Origin of the sequence: Levilactobacillus suantsaii, assembly GCF_004115745.1 — a bacterium.
Taxonomy (GTDB): Bacteria; Bacillota; Bacilli; order Lactobacillales; family Lactobacillaceae; genus Levilactobacillus; species Levilactobacillus suantsaii.
In genome coordinates, this window is sequence record NZ_QXIL01000006.1 from 1 (window position 1) to 18,572 (window position 18,572).

Consider the following 18,572-nt stretch of genomic DNA (forward strand, 5'->3'; position numbering starts at 1 on the left):
CTCGCGACGCTACCACGGCGATTCCCGCCTGGTGGTCGACGCACGCCGTTGCCATGACCGGTCGCTCCTATTTGGGAACGCTGGCCACGGCAGCCGCAACGACCGGGGTGGCTGGTCTCAAAACGATCATCAGTGAAGCCGCCATTTCCAGTTGGTACGACTACTACCGTGACGGTGGGCTGGTCATCGCTCCCGGCGGTTTCCCGGGCGAAGACGCCGACGTTTTGGCCGAAGAGGTCTTCAGCCGTGAACAACAAGCCGGGGCCTACCTGCCCTTACGCGACAAGTGGCAACGCGCGTTGGCTCAGATCACCCACGACCAGGATCGGCAAAGCGGCAACTATAACCAGTTCTGGGACGCCCGGAACTATTTAAAAGACGCCGCAAACATCACCGCGGACCTCTTGTTAGTCCACGGCTTAAACGACTGGAACGTGAAACCCCGTAACGTCAATAACCTTTGGAACGCGGTCCGCGATTTGCCCGTGACCAAGAAGTTGATTTTGCACCAGGGTCAACATATCTACATCAATGCCTTTCGTTCCATCGACTACACCGACATCGTCAACCTCTGGCTGACCCACGAACTCTTGGGCGTTGACAACCAGGCGGAATCTCTGTTGCCTAACGTCATTATTCAAGACAACACCCAACCGGAGCACTGGCAAGCCTATCCTGATTGGGATGCCCCGAACAACCCATCACGTGAGTTTGCCTTGCGCGAAGATGAGCTCCGCGATGCGGCCACCGCAACGCCCGCTACTGGCGCCATCAGCTTCAGTGACCAACTTCCACACGAGCAGTTCAACACCTACACCCACGACATCGTCCGCTGGCAACGGGAGCTGTTAGGGGACAAACACGACGCCATGGCCCACCACCGCTTGTTGTTCAAATCAGCCGGCTTGACCCACGACTTGGTCTTAGATGGCAAGCCCACGGTCCACCTACGAGTGGCGGTCAACCAACCGGTCGGCATGCTGAGCTTTCAAGTCGTGGACTACGGCGAGGCTAAACGCTTAAAGGTCAGCCCGACCGTCCTCGCCCGTAAATCGCTCGACGAAGGCTTCCAGTGGCGCGAAGACGACCTCCGCGAATTTCAGTTGGGCGCCGTGACCCCTTGGCACTTGATCACTAAGGGCCACCGCAACCTGCAGAACCGGACTAACGTCTACAAGGTCGACGAACTCAAGCCTAACGTGTTCTACGATTTAAGCGTCACCCTTCAACCGACCCACTACCGGTTACTCGCCGGCCACCAACTGGGCCTGGTCATCTACGCCACGGACTTCGGCATGACGGTCCGGGGCAACCAAGACCTGCAATACTCCGTGCAACTGGACGGGTCGACTTTGACCGTGCCCATCCTAACGGACTAGTTAGTTGGGTCTTAAACCAAAATCATGCTAAACTAGAAACTATCTTAAGAATCGGGGGAATTTGATTATGAAACAAGGCACGACTATCATCACACTCGACAACGGTTATCACCTCTGGACCAACACCCAAGGGACCGGCGACATTCACTTGCTGGCCCTCCATGGTGGCCCTGGTGGCAACCACGAATACTGGGAAAATACGGCCCAACAACTGGCCAAGCAAGGGCTGAACGTTCAGGTCCACATGTACGACCAACTTGGCTCATGGTACTCCGACCAACCCGACTACAGCCTCCCCGAAAATAAAAAGTACCTGACTTACGACTACTTCTTGGATGAAGTCGAAGAAGTCCGGCAAAAATTAGGCCTCGACAAGTTCTACCTGATTGGCCAATCCTGGGGCGGTGCGCTGGTTCAGATGTACGCTTTAAAGTATGGTCAACACTTAAAGGGCGCCATCATTTCGTCCATGGTCGATAACATCGACGAATACGTGACCCACATCAACCAGATTCGTGAAAAGATCATGACGGCCGACCAATTGGCCTACATGAAGCAGGTCGAAGCTAACGGCAACTACGACGACCCCAAGTACCAAAGTCTCGTTGACATCTTGAACAAGGGTTACGTTGACCGTAAGCAACCGGCCGCGATCTCTCACCTAATCGACACCACTGCGACCGACGTTTACGGCGCCTTCCAAGGAGATAACGAATTCGTCATCACCGGGAAGCTCAAAGAATGGGACGTGCGTGACCAACTCAAGAATATCCAAGTACCAACGCTGGTCACCTTTGGGGAACACGAAACCATGCCACTGGCCACTGGTAAGCGGATGGCCGAAACGATTCCACACGCGCGGTGGGCCACTACGCCAGACGGTGGTCATCACCACATGATCGATAACGCACCGGTCTATTATGACCACTTGGCCACGTTCATGCGTGATGTCGAAAATAACACCTTCAACGACTAACACCGCGTTGAACTGTTACTCATGCTACTAACAAAATCGGACCACTCGAGTTGATTCCTCGAGTGGTCCGATTTTTAAGTTTATCATGCGCGCCCCTATCCTCACTTAATCGTGGTTGCCAAATGGTCGACCGCATGGATACCCGAAAAGACGCAAAAACCCGCGTGGCTCCCCGGAATTTCGACCCCGTACGTATCGCCATACATAATGGCCGAACCATCACTGCCAATGGCGTATAAGCCCGAAATGGCTTGCCCGTTAGCGGCCAGGACTTCATGATCACCATTGACCTTGAGCCCATCACCCGTGGTGTATGCGCCACAACCAACTTCGATGGCGTAGAAGGGCCCCTGTTCAATTGGAAATAGGTACTGGGCCGGCTTGCCAAAATCAACGTCTTGGTGTTGGGTCGCCAACTGATTGTAGCGTGCAATGGTGGCGGTTAACGCCGGCGCACTGATTTTTTGTTGGAGCGCGGCCATCGAATCCGCCACCGTAAGGTACGCCCGGTGCTTAGCAATCGCCGTGGCCACGGTTTCTTTGAGTTCTGGAATCGTCTGGTGCGAGTAATCGAAGTGCATTTTTTTAATGAGCTTCGTCGTACTTAGTCGATCATGGCTTGGTCCAGGATGACGAAGACCCGCTCTTGTCGGTTGATAACGTTCCCCTGACTGGACCAATTATCGATGACGTGGTCTTCATTCACAAAGCGGTCCCCACTCTCGTTGACCCATAATAACGGCTGGGCACGGACCACTAACTTGGCCAGCGTCGCCCCCCATAGCTTGTAGGGTGGCACATTGGGGTCCGCCAATTGGGCGCCAAACCGCATTTTCATCCCCGTAAAGAAGGGTTGCGCCCCTAATTTCCACGCAAATTTAAGGCCGTCGCCATGACTTTTACCCGCATTCATCGGAAGAATCGTATTTTTGCCCGTCGGTGCGGTATGGTCCATCATGGCCGGATTGTTCAAATAGCCCCCAGTCGCCAGGATCACGTTCTTAGCCGTGACCGTGATAATTTGTTGTTGATGCGTGAACGCGATTGTAAATTGGTCATCATCTTTCGTGATGCTGGTTATATCCACCGCAGTTGTGATGGTGACACCGGCCCGTTGCACAAACGGCTTTAAGCCCTGATGAATGGCTTGTGCCCCGTGGCCTGCAAATAAATGCCACGTCTGGCTGCCCTTGCCCAAGGTGGCAACACCGGTAAACTGGACCCCGTGAGCTTGCAACCAATCGATATTTTGACCCGACTGCGCAATATACTTCCGCCACATATCGTGATTGGCTTCATAATGCGAATAATCTAATTCTGTCTGTAATACGGCTTGTTGGTCAACGTGGACCCCCGCCGCCTTTTGAATTGTGGACCCAGCCGCGAAGACCCCTTCGACATAGTTACCGGAACCCCCTGTATGGGCACTTTTTTCAAGTAAAAGGGTCGTTAAGTTCTTATCTGCCGCTCGAGCGGCGGCCGCAAATCCTGACAACCCCGCGCCAACAATTACAACGTCATACGTTTTCGCCATTTTTTCACACTCCAATTCTAGCCACGTTTCGGTTTCTTAATTTCAATTTATAATTTTACCCCTCCGGTGTGGGTTGTTCCGCCGGCCGCACGGCGCGAATCACCCGCGCTGGGTTCCCCGCCGCAATCACGTTGTCCGGCAGGTCATGCGTCACGACGGCTCCCGCACCAACGACCACGTGCCGGCCAATCGTTACCCCAGGCAACACGATGACCGAGCCACCGAACCAGCAGTCATCACCAATCGTAATCGGTGAGTCGTATTCCCAACCTTGCGCGCGCAATTGCCAATCGTCCGTGGGATGATTCGGGGTATATAACTGACAGTTTGGCCCGATAAAACACCGCTTGCCAATGGTCACCTGACCCCCACTAATAACCTGGAGCCGTGCATTAATGAAGCTCCCCGCCCCAATACGTAAGCGGTTGGGGTGTTCGATACTAACCACCGGACAACTGATTGTCACGCCAGCTCCCAGATGCGGTAAAAATTCCTGAAGTAATTGGTTAGCTGCGGTAATATCTGTCTTTGCCACGTCATTGATATGCGCGATTGTTTGGGCGCTTTGCTGCACGATTGCTTGCAGTTTAGGTTCGTGAACGTACTGGTACCAGTCGCCGCGAGCAACACGGGTCATGATATCTTCTTGAGCTAGCTTCTGGACCTGAGCCGCGCTAATTTTTTTCACCATCGTCAAAACTTCCTTCAATTTGAAATCGGTTACTTACCAATTAGTTTACCGCAAATTGGAGTTGGTTGCTTTAAAAAACTAAGGTGCTGATGATTAGCCGTAACCAAAAAGGCCCGGAAGCTCACTTCCGGACCTGGTCCAACTTATGATGTTAGGTATTAATGATTGTGCCCCGCAAGGACATCGGCTAAATTAATGAATCACAACTTTCGTCCCGTACGGAATCTTCTCGTAAACCCATTTGGCATCAGAAACGGAAAGCCGGACACAGCCGTGCGAAGCGGCTGATTTACCAAGTTGTTCAGCTTCCTTCTTGATGTAGTGCCCATTCTTATCGGTTGGCACACTATGAAACAGGTAAATCCCGTGATCCTTCCAGGAAACCCAGTAACGAGCCCCTTCACCAGAATTTTGATTATAGAAGAATTTACCGCGTTCAGCTTGGATATGGTAAGTTCCTTTCGGCGTGCCGTTCTTCTTACCCGTTCCGGTCGAACAATACATGGTATAGAGCACCTTATTGCCATCCTTGACGTACACCCGTTGGCGCGACGTATTCACGTCCAACCACGCGTTGGGGTGTGCCTTTAAGTTCGGATAAGCTTTATCTTCTGACGGTTTCCGCCAGTTAATCGTTTCCGCCTTGGCCTCGGTCGGATCACTCTTAGTTGACTTCTTCGTCGTTTGGCTGGTTCGTGGTGCTGACGCCGACAAGTGCTGAAAGAGATGATTCAACCCCCAGCCAGCGACCAAGACGACCAGAACCAGTAAAAGCAATTTTCTCAAGTGCTTCATTGGATTCCACCCTTTGTTGATTTTCCACTATGTAACCTACTATAACCGTTTTCCCCACAAAAAGGAAGCATCTTGACCAAAACGTAATCTTTCCGTCATTGAAAGCGATACCATAGGCGGTCATTAATCCCCCAAATGGTTGGTCATCATGACCACTCTGGCCATTGCTAATCTCGCGAGTCACCTCAAGCCTAAAATAAAGGGCTTGACTACATCTCGTCAAGCCCTAATTACCTATTTATGAATGATGACCTTCATACCGTAGGGCACGTGATTGTAGACCCACTTGGCATCGGAAACAGAAAGCCGGACACAGCCATGGGAAGCGGCTGATTTGCCGAGATGTTTTGCTTCCTTCTTGATATAGTGGCCCTTACTGTTGATGGGAACCGTATGGAAGAGGTAGATGCCGTGGCCCTTCCAAGAGACCCAGTAGCGCCCACCTTCACCAGAATTCCAGTTGAAGAAGGACTTTCCCCGTTCAGCTTGGATGTGGAAAGTACCCGTTGGCGTCTTATACCGCCCCTTCCCAGTCGAACAATACATGGTGTAAAGGACCTTCTTGCCCGCCATCACGTACACCCGTTGGCGTGAGGTCTTCACCAATAAGTGCGCGTGTGGATACTTCTTTAAGTTGGGATACGGCTTTTTCTCCGATGGCTTACGCCAGTTAATCGCCTTAGCCTTCGTCTGCTTGGTTTTCGCTTTCGCCTGGGCTTTAACCATCTCATGCCTGGCTACTCGTTGCGCAGTTTGATTGGTCCGTGATGTCGTCGTTAGCTGCTGCCACAGATAGCTGAACCCCAAAGTAACGACCAAAACAGCTAGTATTCCCATGATGCCGCGTTTAAAGTATTTCATCGTTTTCCACCCTTTGTTTAATTTATACTTTATAAGTCATCTTAACCGTTTTATAGATGAAATAAAAGGCTTCCATTACAAATTCACTGATTTCGCCATTATTTAGATTCTCAGCAGCCCCTCACATCTAAATAATTCACCAACCGGACCACTTATCCTATTACAAAAATGGGCTTTGGCGTACATTTCGGCCCGTTATGGACACTGAACAACTTAAAAAGTGCACCACCTTTAAATGAATGATTCATTTAAAGGTGGTGCACTTTATTGTTCTAGTCTTTCTTCAGCCGTTTACAACTAATTAATTGGTAGCGTTCTTCAAACTCAGCTTTTCGACGTTTAAAATCTTATCGACTAAGCCGGTGTAGAAACTTTCCTCATGGCTAACGATGATGGCGTTGCCGGGGAAGTTTGCGATAGCGGTCTTCAAGGCCTGCTTGGTTTCATCGTCCAAGTGGTTGGTCGGTTCGTCCATGATTAGGAAGTTCGCGGGTTCAAACTCCATCAAGGCCAACTTAACCTTGGTCTGTTCGCCCCCGGAGAGTTCTCCGATGGGCTTCATCGCGTTGGCCGAATCCAACCCACACTTCGACAGCTTGGTCCGGATGGCCTTTTGCGGTAGCTTCTCGTACTTGGCCTGAATCAGTTGAAGTGGTGTCTGTTGGTCATTATCCCAGACTAAGTCCTGACTGAAGTAGCTAACTTTAGCCGATGGCGAGAAAGTGGCCTCGCCGCCCTTGGCCTGGATCAGGCCCAAGATGGACTTGATCAACGTCGATTTCCCGACCCCGTTGAACCCGGTCAAGCCCACTTTTTGGTCGGTCGTGACCGAGAACGTGACCGGTTTTAAGAGCGGTCGGTCGTAACCCACGGAGAGTTGGTCGACCACCAGCGCATTTTGCGACCCCGTATTCTGGTACGGGAAGTCGAAGTGCGCCTGGACGTTGGTCGAAGGCGGATCGACCCGGTCCATGCGGTTAAGCATCTTTTCCCGTGACTTAGCCATGGTCGACTTCGACCCCGCCTTGTTCTTGCGGATAAAGCGCTCGGCCTTTTCAATCACGACCTGTTGCTTATCAAACTCCCGTTGTTGAGCCTTTTCACGCTCAGCCCGTTGCCGCATGGCTTGCTTGAAACTGCCCCGGTACTTGGTGATGCGCCCAAAGGCCACGTTGATGATACAATTCGTCACGTTTTGCAAGAAGTCGTAATCATGGGACACAATCAAGGCAGCCCCGTCAAAATTGTTTAAATAATCTTCCAACCACGCAATGTGGCCCACGTCCAGGTAGTTGGTCGGTTCATCCAGTAAGATGACGTCGTTGTTTTCCAGTAACAGTTTAGCCAAAATAATCTTGGACCGCTGACCACCGGACATCTTGGCCACTTCATGGTCCCGACCGATATCGTCCAGTCCCAGACCCGAAATGACCCGTTCGATTTCGGTTTCTACATTATAAAAGTCCCGCGCGTCGAGTTCTTCTTGGATCCGCCCGGCCCGTTCTAGTAGCTTATCATCCATATTTTCGGCGTATTCCGTGTATAGCGCGGTCATCCGGTCGTTCATCGCGTACAAATCGGCGTAGGCGGTATGGAGAAAGTCAATCAACGTCATTCCATCCGGAATGTCCGCGTACTGGTCCAAGTACCCGATGCGCGCCTTATTTTGCCACTTTATTTGACCCGTGACGGGCAGTTCTTGCCCCGTAATGATTTTGATTAGAGTGGACTTACCGACGCCGTTTTGACCCACGACGCCCATGTGTTCACCCTTGTTCAGTTGAAAACTGGCATCGGCGTACAGTTGCTTGTCCGCGAAACTCATGCTTAAGTCGTCAACCGTTAATAATGGCACGTTGAAACCCTTCCCTTCTACTCTCATGCAATTCGCACAAAAAAGCCCCGACATGGTCAAGGCTGTTTTCTTTACTCATAAAGCATAACTTAACACGAAACCTCACCCAACGTCAACAACGGCTCCTTAGGGGGTCATGCGCCAACTATGCTATAATGGGTAAAATTTACTTCACTAAGGACTGAAACTTTTCATGAACATTCGAGACATTGACCACATCACCCTGACCGTTAGCGACCTGGAACGGTCAATCCGGTGGTATCACGAAGTATTAGATTTACCCGTCATTGAATTCGATGACGGCCGGCGCGGTGTTAAGGTCGGCAAGCAAAAGATCAACTTTCAAGTCACCGACCACCCCAAACTTCCCGTGGCCAAACACCCCACGGTGGGCGCGGCGGATTTCGCCATCATCGCCACCGATTCTCTGGCCAACATTCTATCACATTTGACCAACTACGCGGTGGAAATCGTCGACGGTCCCCTACCAAAGAGCGGGGCGTTAGGTCCCATGACCTCGATCTACGTCCGCGACCCGGACGAGAATCTGATTGAAATCGGCAAATACGATAACTAAAACATAAGAGGGAGAAAAAGAATATGCACAAGGCACACCAGGGCTTAATGGCCCTATTTGATTGGCTCGGTCGGTGTGGCTTTTGGGTGGGATTTATCTTCATTTACATGTTCGATTCTGTCCTACTGACGTTAGCCACTAGCCAAGCCAGCAGTCACCCCGCACTTGCCAACCGGACTATTGGGATCATGCTGATTTATTCAGCGTTTCTGCTAGCCTTTATTAGTTGGCGATACCACAAGCAACTCAATTACGACAACCCCCGCCGAATCGGCCAAACGCCATTCACGGTCCGCCGGGTCGGCCAACTCATCGCGCTATTTTGCCTGATGTACGGCGTCCAGATAATCTGGAGTCTGCTCATCGCCAATCACGTGTTGAGTAGTCCGGCCAACCAGACCGCCATTAACCAGCAAGTCGTACAACTCCCCTTCTGGAATCTAGCCTATTCGGTCTGCTTGGCGCCCGTCATTGAAGAGCTGATTTTTCGCGGCATCTTTTTGAACTACTTCTTCCGACGCAACAATCGCTGGATGAACTTATTGGGCGTGCTGGTCTCCGGTCTAATCTTTGGCTATATGCACGTCGGCGGTTTTTCCTGGACGCTACTGATGTATTCCGCATTGGGTTGGGTCCTAGGGTTCACCTACCTGTACTTTAAGGATATCCGCTACAGCATCGCGTTGCACTTCATGAACAACGCATTATCACTTTTATAAGCTACAAATGCCACGTGATGGGCGCCCTTACCGGCGACCGCTTCACGTGGCATTTTTTACTCGGCAAACAGTTGCAAGATCTGGTCCTGACGCAGGGCCGCTTTGGCTGCCCCGCGAACATCGAGCTTGATTTGACCGTCCTGGACCATCAGCAAACGATTCCCGTAACGTAGCGCATCACTTAATTTATGCGTGATCATCAAGGTGGTCAGGCGGTGGGTCGTTACGATGCGTTGCGTCAAGTCCATGACTTCACGACTGGTCTTGGGGTCTAGCGCTGCCGTGTGCTCATCGAGCAAGAGTAAGTCCGGTTGACTCAAAGTCGCCATCAACAAAGACAGTGCCTGACGCTGACCACCAGAAAAGTACTTGACCTGCACGTTTAGTCGGTCTTCTAATCCCATTTCTAAGGTGGCGAGTAGCTTTCGATACCGTTCGGTTTGCCCGCGGCGCCGATACCGGCGCAAACTCAAGCTCCCCGTATGGCTAGCAGCTAAGGTTAAGTTCTGGGCCACGCTCAATTCCCCGGCCGTGCCCAATTTGGGGTCTTGAAAAACCCGGGAGAGCCAGTGTGACCGGTACGCCACCGAACGCTTGGTCACCGGATGACCAGCTAGGGTCAGGTGTCCAGCATCGGCGGGTAAGGTGCCCGCAATCGTATTGAGCAACGTTGATTTGCCGGCCCCGTTATTGCCAATGACAGCAATGAAATCCCCGGGGTCAATCGTCAAATTCACGTCCTTTAACACGTGACGTTCGTTGAGAGTTCCCGGAAAGAAGACCTTTTGCAGATGACTGACTTGTAACACGGCTGGTTGTGGCATTTTGATCGACTCCAATCTGGTTCAAGTACCGGGTCACCTGCTGGTGCGTCCGGTACTTGGTCTGTAGTAACGGTAAACAAATCACGATGACTAAAATCACGGCGGACAGGAGCTTAAGGTCGTTGACCGGAAAGCCCAGGCCCATGGCAAGCGTCAATAAGTAGCGGTAAATGATGGCCCCCAAGACCATCCCCAATAACCGGACCCCCATGCGCTGACCACGGAGAAAAATCTCCCCGACCAATACGGAGGCCAGACCAATCACGATGGTCCCGATGCCCATGCCGATGTCGGCATAACCATTGCTTTGCGCAATCAACGCCCCGGATAAGGCAATACAACCGTTAGACACCATGTAGCCAATGATGACCATCCGGTCGGTGGCGATTCCGTTGGCTGCGCTCATTTGTGGATTGTTTCCAGTCGCCATCAAGGACAGTCCCAGGCGCGTTTGAAACAACAAAATCAACAGAATGACGACGACGCCGGTCACCAGGCCGCCAACCACGATGGTCTGCCAAGTCACGGACCAGGTCGCCGGCAGAAAGGCCGTTAACACTTTTTGATTTAACAGGGGGATATTGGCCTTGCCCATGATGTGCAGGTTAACGGAATACAGCCCCGTCATGGTCAAGATGCCGGCTAGTAACGACGGCATGTGGAGCTTAGTATCCAGTACCCCCGTCACCCAACCGGCCACACACCCGGTCAGAAAGCCTAAGAGGCTAGCCGTGATTGCGGAGGCCCCGGCAAGCATAGCACTGATGGTCACGGCCGCCCCCAGGGGAAAACTCCCCTCGGTGGTCAGATCCGGAATGTCTAAGATACGAAACGTGAGGAAGACCCCAATGACCAAGGGCGCCCACAGCAGGCCCTGGCCTAAACTTGTCATTAACATTCGTTGTTCCTCCTTCCTACGGCTGGTGAATATCGCTGGTGGCTAGTCCCAAGGCCTTAGCGTTGGCCCGGTTCACATATAAATGCAGTTTCGCCGCATTTTCCACCGGTAACGTCTGTGGCTTGCGTTTATTGATCAGGACCTGGTAGGCCATTTTCCCGGTCTGCTTGCCCAAATCATAGTAGTTCAGACCGTAAGTGGCCGTCCCGCCATCTTCGGCCATCTCGATGGATCCCGTGACCACGGGGAGTTTCGCCGCCTTGGCCTTTTGGCCGATGGTCTTCATGGCACTCGCCATCAGGTTGTCCGTCGGCAAATACAGGCCGGACACCTTACCTTGCAAGCCGGCCAAAACGCTGGCAATATCGTTGGTGCTGGTGGCACTGACGACCTTTAAATTCAAGTGGTGTTTGGCGGCATAACGTTTAGCGAGTTTGACCTGCAACACGGAATTTTCCTCCGACGAGTTGTACATTACACCCAGGGGTTTCTTGCCAGTGGTCAAACTAGCGAGCAGCTTCAATTGCTTGCCCACCGGTGTCAGGTCACTGGTCCCACTTACATTGGTCTGCGGACGTTTGGCGGTCTTGACTAGCCCTGCCGCTTGCAAATCAGTTACCGCCGTGACCAGTGTCGGCGTGGTGTGATCTTTCTTGGCCAACGCCTGAGCGGCCGGCGTGGCAATGCCTAACAATAAATCGTTTTTCTGTTGAGTCAATTGTTGACTCATGGTGTTCAGGTTACTCTGGTCGCCTTGGGCGTTGAGGTAGTGGTAGGTGACCTTTACTGACTTGTGATGGGCCTTCAAGGCAGCCGCTAAACCGGCCTTGAATCCCTTTCTGGCTTGGTCGAGCGAACCGTGTTGGACGACCTGTAAAACACCAATCGATATCTGGTCATTGCCGGTTGCCTTTTGGGTCGCACATCCCGCTAAAATTAAGCCTAAGCCGATAACTAAACTGCCTAAAATCGTTTTTTTCATCATGATCTCTCCTCAGTGAATTGGGTACTTTCACCGGTCAATCAACGTCTTGACTAATCGCGATGAACAAAAAAACACCAAATAGATTCTGTGTAGAATCTACCTGGTGTTCATCGGGCCCGATATCACTTCCAGATAGAGTCTACCCGTATCTATCTGGCGCTTAAGTCAAACTGAACTAACTTTAGCTCTTCGATAGATACAAACGCGTGGTTTGCTTGCGCTTGTATCCAACGAGAGTGGGTACAAACGCTACCTAAAGAAGAAGCTAAAGGCAAATTGGTTATTCAAATGAGTGAGGGGCGTGCTTAACATGACGCATCTTCCTTTCATTTTTCAATTTACAAGTCTCAGTAAACCATTAAAAAATGGGGTTGTCAACCCTTATTTTTTAATGGTATTCTCATTTTCGGCCGTCAAGAGGTGCTGGTAATCCAGTGACCAAGCCAAGCCCATGGCACCATCACCGACGTGGACGCCCAAGCTGGGGCCAATCAAGGCACGATCGAATTGCACCTGCGGAAAGTGATCATGAGCGGCCATCAACCACTGTTCGGTGGTCTCGGGTTGATCGGCATTTAAAATGGTGGCCTTTAATGGGGTCGCCGCCTGGAGATCCGGCACCATTTGGGCCAACAAGTCGTCCAGCGCACTTTTCAATCGTAAGGCCGTCCCGGCAAAGCGAATCTTACCAGAATTCTCAAAGACCAGGAGCGGTTTACCTACCGGAACGTTGCTGGGGCCGTGGCCCAAATTGATTTCTCCAGTATGTAACAGGGGCTTAATAGAGTCGACCACAAAAGCCGTCTGCGCCGTTCGCCGTAATTGTTCGAGGGCCTGCAAAATCGTCGGCACGTCCGCCCCCCGTTCAACCAAGGCTGCCGCTAACCGTACCTGGTCACCCATCACCGTCAGGATCCCCCGGGAATCCCAGGGCCAGACCTTAACGCTAGTAATTGCTTCGACATAGGAGTTCAAAGTGTTCATGAAACCTGAAATTCCACTGGTCGGCCCAATCACTACCACGTCGGTCACGCCCTGCTTGGCCAAGCGGTCACAGACTTGGTGGATAGTGGCCATCGAAATCTGCGGAGCCGTCGGAACCAGTTTCTTCGATTTACTCAAGCGGACATTGCGGTAATACTCCGCCGAGCTGAGATCTTGGTATTCGTGATACTGTCGGTTACCAAACATGATGGGCGCCGCCAACAACGTTATCTGCCGGGCAACGGCTTCCTGCGGTGTGATTCCCGCCGACGTATCCGTAACTATGGCAATTTTCACGCCGTCATCTCCTTACAAAATTTCAACGCAATCGGGTTTAATCTCCCGGTTCTAAATGGAACGTTGCAATTAGTATAACACGTCTACCGGCCGCGCCACTAGCCGGCTCAACGAGGTATTTTGATACGAATAGCAATTGCGTTGGCGTTAGAAACGAGAAAATTTGGTTGACGTCTTTACCGCAATGCCGTACACTAGTTTTATTCAATTCACGGAAAGAAGGAAAGTTAGATGCAACTGTCTACGATGAACTTAAATGGACGTTGGCAAAGCCGGTAAACAAGTCGTCATCGGGTAGATGCGACTTGAGCTCACAGAGTGCTCTTCGCATCTGCGCCGGCTTAACTTTCTGATGGAAAGCGGTCCGCACGGATGTTTTATCCGCCAGCGGACCTTTTATTTTGGGGTACCCGCTGTGGCTGGGTACCCCTTTTTATCAGTGCCAAATTTATAAAGTGAGGTTAGTAGCAATCATGAAACGATTATACGGGTTAATTGCGATTTTACTAATTTTCCTGGGGGTCGCTTATGTCCAGGAGACCCACCAACAAAAAACGAAAAAATCAAGCATGCCGACGGTCGGCATCTTACAACTCCTGTCCCACCCCGCCCTCGATTCGATTCATAAGGGAATCATTCACGGGTTGGCAACGGAAGGTTACCACGTCAATAAGAACATCAAGATTGACTTTCAAAACGCCCAAAACGACCAGAGTAACTTGAAGACCATGAGTGCGCGCTTCGTCAACGAAAATGCCGATGCCATGATCGGTATCGCCACCCCAGCTGCTCAGGCGTTGGCCAACGCTTCCAGTACCACTCCGGTCGTGCTCGGGGCCATCACTGATCCCAAGGGCGCCGATTTGGTCAAGAGTAACACCCGTCCGGGGACCAACGTTACCGGGGTCTCTGACCAAGCACCACTCAAGGCCCAGCTTAAATTGATTCAAAAAATCATGCCCAAGATGAAGCATCTCGGCATCATCTACACCTCGTCGGACGACTCGGCGACCGCGCAATACCACAAATTTGCGTCCCTTTGCAAAAAAGAACATGTTGACCTTAAGGCTTACTCCATCGCCAACACCAACGACTTGAACCAGGTCGCCCAGCGAATGGTCTCTCAAGTCGACGCGGTCTACGTGCCGACCGACAATACGGTGGCCAGTGCCATGCAAACGCTAGTTGCGACCGCCAACACCAAAAAGGTCCCCGTCTTCCCAGCTGTGGACACCATGGTCAAGGCCGGGGGACTGGCCACCTTGAGTATCGACCAGTACAAGCTAGGCGTTCAAACCGGCAAGATGACCGCTGCCATCTTAAAGGGTAAGGACCCGGCCACCACCCCCATCAAGTTCGAAAGTCACGGGGAAATGACCGTTAATCTAAAAACTGCAAAAAAATTAGGCATCACGTTACCGAAATCTGTCGTTAAAGAAGCTAAACAACACGGGGAGGTCTTCAAATGAGTGTTATGGTCTCAACAATCGGTCAGGGCCTACTCTGGGCCGTCTTAGGGGTTGGGTTATTCCTGACCTTTAGAATTTTAGATTTTGCGGATATGACGGTCGAAGGGACGTTCCCATTAGGGGCTGCCACCTGTGTCGTCGCCATCAGTAACGGGTTTTCCCCCATCGCCGCCACCTTACTCGCTTTTGTCGTCGGTAGCCTAGCTGGGCTAATTACCGGCCTGCTCTACACCAAGGGGCACATTCCCATCCTGTTAGCCGGGATTTTAGTCATGACGGCCTGCTATTCGGTCAACTTACGGATCATGGGCCGGGCCAACGTGTCGTTACTCGGCAAATCGACCTTGTTTAAAAACAAATTTTTGGAAAGTTTACCGCAGTACTTCGATAGCGTTGTACTGGGAACCATCGTGATGGTCGTGGTCACGGGCATCGTCATCTACTTCCTGCAGACCCAACTGGGCCAGGGCTTCATCGCCACCGGGGATAACCAGACCATGGCCCGGTCGCTCGGAATCAACACCGACAACATGAAAATCATGGGCCTGATGGTCTCCAACGGCTTGATTGCCTTTGGTGGTGCGTTAGTCGCGCAAAACAACGGCTACGCCGACGTCAACATGGGAATCGGCATCATCGTCATTGCATTGGCCTCCATCATCATCGGCGAAGTCGCCTTCGGGGATCTAACCTTGAACCAACGGTTAGTTGCTGTAACTTTGGGGAGTATCCTCTACCGTTTCGTGTTGCTAATCGTCCTGAGCCTCGGCTTCAACGCCAACGACTTGAACTTGCTGTCCGCTATCGTCCTAGCCCTATGCATGATGCTACCGGTCTTCAAACAGGCGTTCAACTTCAAGCACATTTTGAAACGGGGGTTAGATACCAATGACTAAACCATTACTCGAATTGAAAAACGTGGTGTTGAAGGTCAACCGCAACACTCCCGAAGAAATCAAGATTCTCGACCACCTGAATCTGACCATCAACGCCGGTGATTTCATCACGGTCTTAGGCTCTAACGGAGCCGGAAAATCGACCCTCTTCAACGCTATCGGCGGCGACTTGAGTATCGACAGTGGTCAAATTCTCTTGAACGGTCGCGACATCGCCCACGACTCCGTGGAAAAGCGGACCCGCTTCTTGAGCCGGGTCTTCCAGGATCCCAAACTGGGAACCGCCCCCCGGATGACCGTCGCCGAAAACCTCTTGCTAGCCCAACGGCGGGGACAACGGCGCGGCTTACGGCCACGGCGATTGAACCGGCAAATGGATTACTTCAAAGAAATCACGACCACCATGCATAACGGTTTGGATGAGCGCTTAACGACGGCGACTGGCAACCTCTCCGGGGGCCAACGCCAAGCCCTGAGTTTCTTAATGGCCACTTTGAAACGACCGGAACTGCTCTTGCTCGACGAACACACCGCCGCGTTAGACCCGCAGACCAGCCAGGACTTGATGCATTTGACCAACCAACGGGTCCAAGATCAACAACTGACCTGTTTAATGATCACGCACCACCTCGAAGATGCCCTGACCTACGGCAACCGGTTGATTGTCCTGCATCATGGGCAAATCACCTTCGACGTGGCCGGACCCGAAAAAGCCGCGTTGACCACCGAAAAGCTCTATAGCTTCTTCGCGGAAATCGAATAATTAAAACACCCTCGTCAATTAAGTAATGGCGAGGGTGTTTTTGTGTGCTGGCACATTTAATTTAATAGATTTTGATCAGGCCCTGTGTCCCGTCGTTACCTAGACCACGGTCATCGACCATGGTTTCATATAACTGCTTAGCTTGGCGGGTCGCTGGTAAATCAAGGTGCATCCGGTCGGCCTCTTGCAAGGCAATCCGTAAATCTTTTAAGAAATGCTTGGCAAAGAAGCCGGGCGTATAATCGTCCTTTAAGATACGAGGAACGTAGGTGTCCATACTCCAGTTATCGGCGCCCCCACTACTTAGCGTTGCTAGGACTTGGGGGAGGTCCAAATCGGCTGCCTTGGCGTAAACTAACATTTCGGTCAACCCCGTCATGGTCCCAGCAATCATGATTTGATTGGCCATTTTAGTGTGTTGGCCGTTGCCCGCGGGACCGAAGTAGTTGACCCGTTGCCCAAGCTGTTGAAAAAGTGGCGTTAGGCGATCATAGGCTTCCTGGTCACCGCCGACCATGACGGTTAAGGTCGCTTGTTGCGCCCCAATGTCACCACCGGAAACAGGCGCGTCTAGAGCTTGTAACTGGTGCGCGTGGGCTTTCTCTGCTAATTCTGCCGCCAACGCCGGGGTACTGGTGGTCATATCCACCACGATACTTCCCGCTTGAGCCCCAGCAAAAATGCCGTCTTCGCGCAAGTAAACATCGCGCACATCTTGGGGATAGCCAACCATGGTAATCGTCACGTCAGCTCCGGTCGCCGCTAGCTGGGGGGAGTCCACCCACTGAGCACCCGCAGTTAGAACCGCTTTAGCATGGGTCTTTGTCCGATTATAGACCGTCACCTGATGTCCGGCACCCAATAAGTTTTTGATGATGCCGGTACCCATGACGCCAGTCCCGATAAAACCAATTTTCATTTTGATAACCTCCCATAATTTCACTATAGGGTTATCATACCACTCACTTTGGTGACTTCATCTACACACCCATTGTGGGTCCTTATCCCCCACACACGTGGAAGGATACTAACTTGAAAGTCCTCACTGTATTCTAAAATGAGCCAGGAAGAATTAAAAATAACAATAAAAGAAAAGGACTTAGTCACTCCTCTTCTCTTACGTCTAAATTTTGGCAAGAAATCAAAGAATCAGATAAAGAAGCTTTACATTTCTCAATATATAACTATTATAAGGTTATAATTGATGGATTGTAACCTTATCGATGGCATATAAAAAGGATGACAAATCATGGCTAATGTAATCGAAACAGAATACAAAGGTAAGCAGCGAACTCTTTCAGAAATTTCTAAAATGACGGGATTAGATCATCGATTATTATATAATCGATGGCACCGGGGTGTACGTGGCGATGAGTTAGGCGCTAAAGCCCCCAAGAAGATTCTGACCGAATACAAAGGTGAAAAGCGAACGCTATATGGGATTGCTAAGATGACCGATACCAGTTATCCTGTAATCTTACATCGCTATAATCAAGGATACCGTGGTGATGAGTTGGGTCGTGACCAATCTCAAAACGCCACACATAATCTACTCCTGATTGATTATAAGGGTAAGAAGCGGACTCTTTCAGAAATTTCTAAAATGACGGGATTAGACCATCGACTATTATATAATCGATGGCACCGGGGTGTACGTGGTGATGAGTTAGGTGCTAAGTTACAAAAAGCCCCCAAGAAAATTCTGACCGAATACAAGGGTGAAAAGCGAACACTATACCGGATTGCTAAGATGACCGGTACCAGTTATCCTGTAATCTTACATCGTTATAATCACGGGTACCGTGGTGATGATTTAGGTCGTGACCAATCTCGAAGCGCCGCCCGTAATCTACACTTGATTGATTATAAGGGTAAGCAGATGACTTTATATGAAATTGCGAAGGACGCCGAAGTCACTTACCAAACTGTTTGGAATCGCTATAATCAGGGCTTCCGGGGAACAGCCCTCACTGCTAAACGTTACGATCTTGATAAAGATGATACACCAACTGAAAAAAAGTAATGGCAGAAATAAGATGAGGTCTAGACTTATCCCCATACACACGGGA

At 51.1% G+C, this 18,572-nt stretch carries 18 protein-coding genes and 1 pseudogene; 8 read left to right on the top strand and 11 right to left on the bottom strand.

Going from position 1 to position 18,572, the window contains the following annotated elements:
* A partial coding sequence (locus DXH47_RS04365; RefSeq protein WP_137975624.1) for a Xaa-Pro dipeptidyl-peptidase occupies positions 1-1,379 on the top strand: 1,379 nt, incomplete at its 5' end.
* Between the two features lie 67 nt (positions 1,380-1,446).
* Positions 1,447-2,355, top strand: coding sequence for a proline-specific peptidase family protein (locus DXH47_RS04370; RefSeq protein WP_129031929.1), 909 nt, complete (start codon positions 1,447-1,449; stop codon positions 2,353-2,355).
* Between the two features lie 101 nt (positions 2,356-2,456).
* Here the strand turns inward: DXH47_RS04370 and DXH47_RS04375 are convergent, their stop codons facing one another.
* The 6 genes from DXH47_RS04375 to DXH47_RS04400 all read right to left on the bottom strand — a co-directional run bounded on the left by DXH47_RS04375 (position 2,457) and on the right by DXH47_RS04400 (position 8,091).
* A complete protein-coding gene (locus tag DXH47_RS04375; RefSeq protein WP_129031931.1) occupies positions 2,457-2,936 on the bottom strand; it encodes an FAD-binding protein in 480 nt (159 codons plus the stop codon).
* Between the two features lie 23 nt (positions 2,937-2,959).
* Positions 2,960-3,889: an FAD-dependent oxidoreductase gene (locus DXH47_RS04380; RefSeq protein ID WP_129031933.1), complete on the bottom strand. Its 930-nt coding sequence runs from the start codon at positions 3,887-3,889 to the stop codon at positions 2,960-2,962.
* A 55-nt stretch (positions 3,890-3,944) separates the two neighbouring features.
* Entirely contained in the window at positions 3,945-4,580 is a 636-nt protein-coding gene (locus tag DXH47_RS04385) for a DapH/DapD/GlmU-related protein (RefSeq protein WP_129031935.1), read from the bottom strand.
* 192 nt (positions 4,581-4,772) lie between these two features.
* The gene (locus DXH47_RS04390) at positions 4,773-5,375 is read right to left on the bottom strand and encodes a L,D-transpeptidase (protein ID WP_129031937.1); all 603 of its coding nucleotides are present in this window, start codon (positions 5,373-5,375) and stop codon (positions 4,773-4,775) included.
* A gap of 234 nt (positions 5,376-5,609) precedes the next feature.
* The gene (locus DXH47_RS04395; protein WP_129031939.1) at positions 5,610-6,236 is read right to left on the bottom strand and encodes a L,D-transpeptidase; all 627 of its coding nucleotides are present in this window, start codon (positions 6,234-6,236) and stop codon (positions 5,610-5,612) included.
* Positions 6,237-6,537: 301 nt separating this feature from the next.
* Entirely contained in the window at positions 6,538-8,091 is a 1,554-nt protein-coding gene (locus DXH47_RS04400; protein ID WP_129031941.1) for an ABC-F family ATP-binding cassette domain-containing protein, read from the bottom strand.
* A gap of 193 nt (positions 8,092-8,284) precedes the next feature.
* On the opposite strand from DXH47_RS04400, the gene DXH47_RS04405 reads away from it, so the two are divergent.
* Positions 8,285-8,668, top strand: a complete 384-nt coding sequence (locus DXH47_RS04405; protein WP_129031943.1) for a VOC family protein — start codon at positions 8,285-8,287, stop codon at positions 8,666-8,668.
* 23 nt (positions 8,669-8,691) lie between these two features.
* On the top strand, positions 8,692-9,387 hold the full coding sequence (locus tag DXH47_RS04410) for a CPBP family intramembrane glutamic endopeptidase (protein WP_129031944.1): 696 nt from the start codon (positions 8,692-8,694) through the stop codon (positions 9,385-9,387).
* A gap of 56 nt (positions 9,388-9,443) precedes the next feature.
* Here DXH47_RS04410 and DXH47_RS04415 read toward each other — a convergent pair whose 3' ends face one another.
* The 4 genes from DXH47_RS04415 to DXH47_RS04430 all read right to left on the bottom strand — a co-directional run bounded on the left by DXH47_RS04415 (position 9,444) and on the right by DXH47_RS04430 (position 13,375).
* A complete protein-coding gene (locus DXH47_RS04415) occupies positions 9,444-10,211 on the bottom strand; it encodes an ABC transporter ATP-binding protein (RefSeq protein WP_129031946.1) in 768 nt (255 codons plus the stop codon).
* Positions 10,108-11,109: an ABC transporter permease gene (locus tag DXH47_RS04420; RefSeq protein ID WP_129031948.1), complete on the bottom strand. Its 1,002-nt coding sequence runs from the start codon at positions 11,107-11,109 to the stop codon at positions 10,108-10,110. The genes DXH47_RS04415 and DXH47_RS04420 overlap by 104 nt, the downstream gene beginning before the upstream one ends.
* 16 nt (positions 11,110-11,125) lie before the next feature.
* A complete protein-coding gene (locus tag DXH47_RS04425; protein WP_129031950.1) occupies positions 11,126-12,091 on the bottom strand; it encodes an ABC transporter substrate-binding protein in 966 nt (321 codons plus the stop codon).
* Positions 12,092-12,475: 384 nt separating this feature from the next.
* The gene (locus DXH47_RS04430) at positions 12,476-13,375 is read right to left on the bottom strand and encodes a DegV family protein (RefSeq protein WP_129031952.1); all 900 of its coding nucleotides are present in this window, start codon (positions 13,373-13,375) and stop codon (positions 12,476-12,478) included.
* Between the two features lie 473 nt (positions 13,376-13,848).
* Here DXH47_RS04430 and trpX point away from each other — a divergent pair, with 473 nt between their 5' ends.
* The 3 genes from trpX to DXH47_RS04445 are packed head-to-tail and all read left to right on the top strand — an operon-like array spanning position 13,849 to position 16,503.
* The gene (gene trpX, locus DXH47_RS04435; protein WP_129031954.1) at positions 13,849-14,844 is read left to right on the top strand and encodes a tryptophan ABC transporter substrate-binding protein; all 996 of its coding nucleotides are present in this window, start codon (positions 13,849-13,851) and stop codon (positions 14,842-14,844) included.
* Positions 14,841-15,740: an ABC transporter permease gene (locus tag DXH47_RS04440; protein ID WP_129031956.1), complete on the top strand. Its 900-nt coding sequence runs from the start codon at positions 14,841-14,843 to the stop codon at positions 15,738-15,740. The genes trpX and DXH47_RS04440 overlap by 4 nt, the downstream gene beginning before the upstream one ends.
* Entirely contained in the window at positions 15,733-16,503 is a 771-nt protein-coding gene (locus DXH47_RS04445) for an ABC transporter ATP-binding protein (RefSeq protein WP_129031957.1), read from the top strand. The genes DXH47_RS04440 and DXH47_RS04445 overlap by 8 nt, the downstream gene beginning before the upstream one ends.
* A 61-nt stretch (positions 16,504-16,564) precedes the next feature.
* On the opposite strand, the pseudogene DXH47_RS04450 reads toward DXH47_RS04445, so the two are convergent.
* Positions 16,565-17,476: pseudogene (locus DXH47_RS04450) on the bottom strand (NAD(P)-dependent oxidoreductase); the annotation flags it as partial.
* A 276-nt stretch (positions 17,477-17,752) separates the two neighbouring features.
* Here DXH47_RS04450 and DXH47_RS04455 point away from each other — a divergent pair.
* Positions 17,753-18,526 (top strand): hypothetical protein, encoded by a 774-nt coding sequence (locus DXH47_RS04455; RefSeq protein ID WP_129031961.1) that lies wholly within the window; start codon positions 17,753-17,755, stop codon positions 18,524-18,526.
* The last annotated feature ends 46 nt before the right edge of the window (positions 18,527-18,572 follow it).

What these genes read in the sequence shown, in the direction of transcription:
- DXH47_RS04370 (WP_129031929.1), top strand. Translation starts at nt 1,447, where the DNA reads ATGAAACAAGGCACGACTATCATCACACTCGACAACGGTTATCACCTC.
- DXH47_RS04375 (WP_129031931.1), bottom strand. Translation starts at nt 2,936, where the DNA reads ATGCACTTCGATTACTCGCACCAGACGATTCCAGAACTCAAAGAAACC.
- DXH47_RS04380 (WP_129031933.1), bottom strand. Translation starts at nt 3,889, where the DNA reads ATGGCGAAAACGTATGACGTTGTAATTGTTGGCGCGGGGTTGTCAGGA.
- DXH47_RS04385 (WP_129031935.1), bottom strand. Translation starts at nt 4,580, where the DNA reads ATGGTGAAAAAAATTAGCGCGGCTCAGGTCCAGAAGCTAGCTCAAGAA.
- DXH47_RS04390 (WP_129031937.1), bottom strand. Translation starts at nt 5,375, where the DNA reads ATGAAGCACTTGAGAAAATTGCTTTTACTGGTTCTGGTCGTCTTGGTC.
- DXH47_RS04395 (WP_129031939.1), bottom strand. Translation starts at nt 6,236, where the DNA reads ATGAAATACTTTAAACGCGGCATCATGGGAATACTAGCTGTTTTGGTC.
- DXH47_RS04405 (WP_129031943.1), top strand. Translation starts at nt 8,285, where the DNA reads ATGAACATTCGAGACATTGACCACATCACCCTGACCGTTAGCGACCTG.
- DXH47_RS04410 (WP_129031944.1), top strand. Translation starts at nt 8,692, where the DNA reads ATGCACAAGGCACACCAGGGCTTAATGGCCCTATTTGATTGGCTCGGT.
- DXH47_RS04415 (WP_129031946.1), bottom strand. Translation starts at nt 10,211, where the DNA reads ATGCCACAACCAGCCGTGTTACAAGTCAGTCATCTGCAAAAGGTCTTC.
- DXH47_RS04420 (WP_129031948.1), bottom strand. Translation starts at nt 11,109, where the DNA reads ATGTTAATGACAAGTTTAGGCCAGGGCCTGCTGTGGGCGCCCTTGGTC.
- DXH47_RS04425 (WP_129031950.1), bottom strand. Translation starts at nt 12,091, where the DNA reads ATGAAAAAAACGATTTTAGGCAGTTTAGTTATCGGCTTAGGCTTAATT.
- trpX (WP_129031954.1), top strand. Translation starts at nt 13,849, where the DNA reads ATGAAACGATTATACGGGTTAATTGCGATTTTACTAATTTTCCTGGGG.
- DXH47_RS04440 (WP_129031956.1), top strand. Translation starts at nt 14,841, where the DNA reads ATGAGTGTTATGGTCTCAACAATCGGTCAGGGCCTACTCTGGGCCGTC.
- DXH47_RS04445 (WP_129031957.1), top strand. Translation starts at nt 15,733, where the DNA reads ATGACTAAACCATTACTCGAATTGAAAAACGTGGTGTTGAAGGTCAAC.
- DXH47_RS04455 (WP_129031961.1), top strand. Translation starts at nt 17,753, where the DNA reads ATGGCTAATGTAATCGAAACAGAATACAAAGGTAAGCAGCGAACTCTT.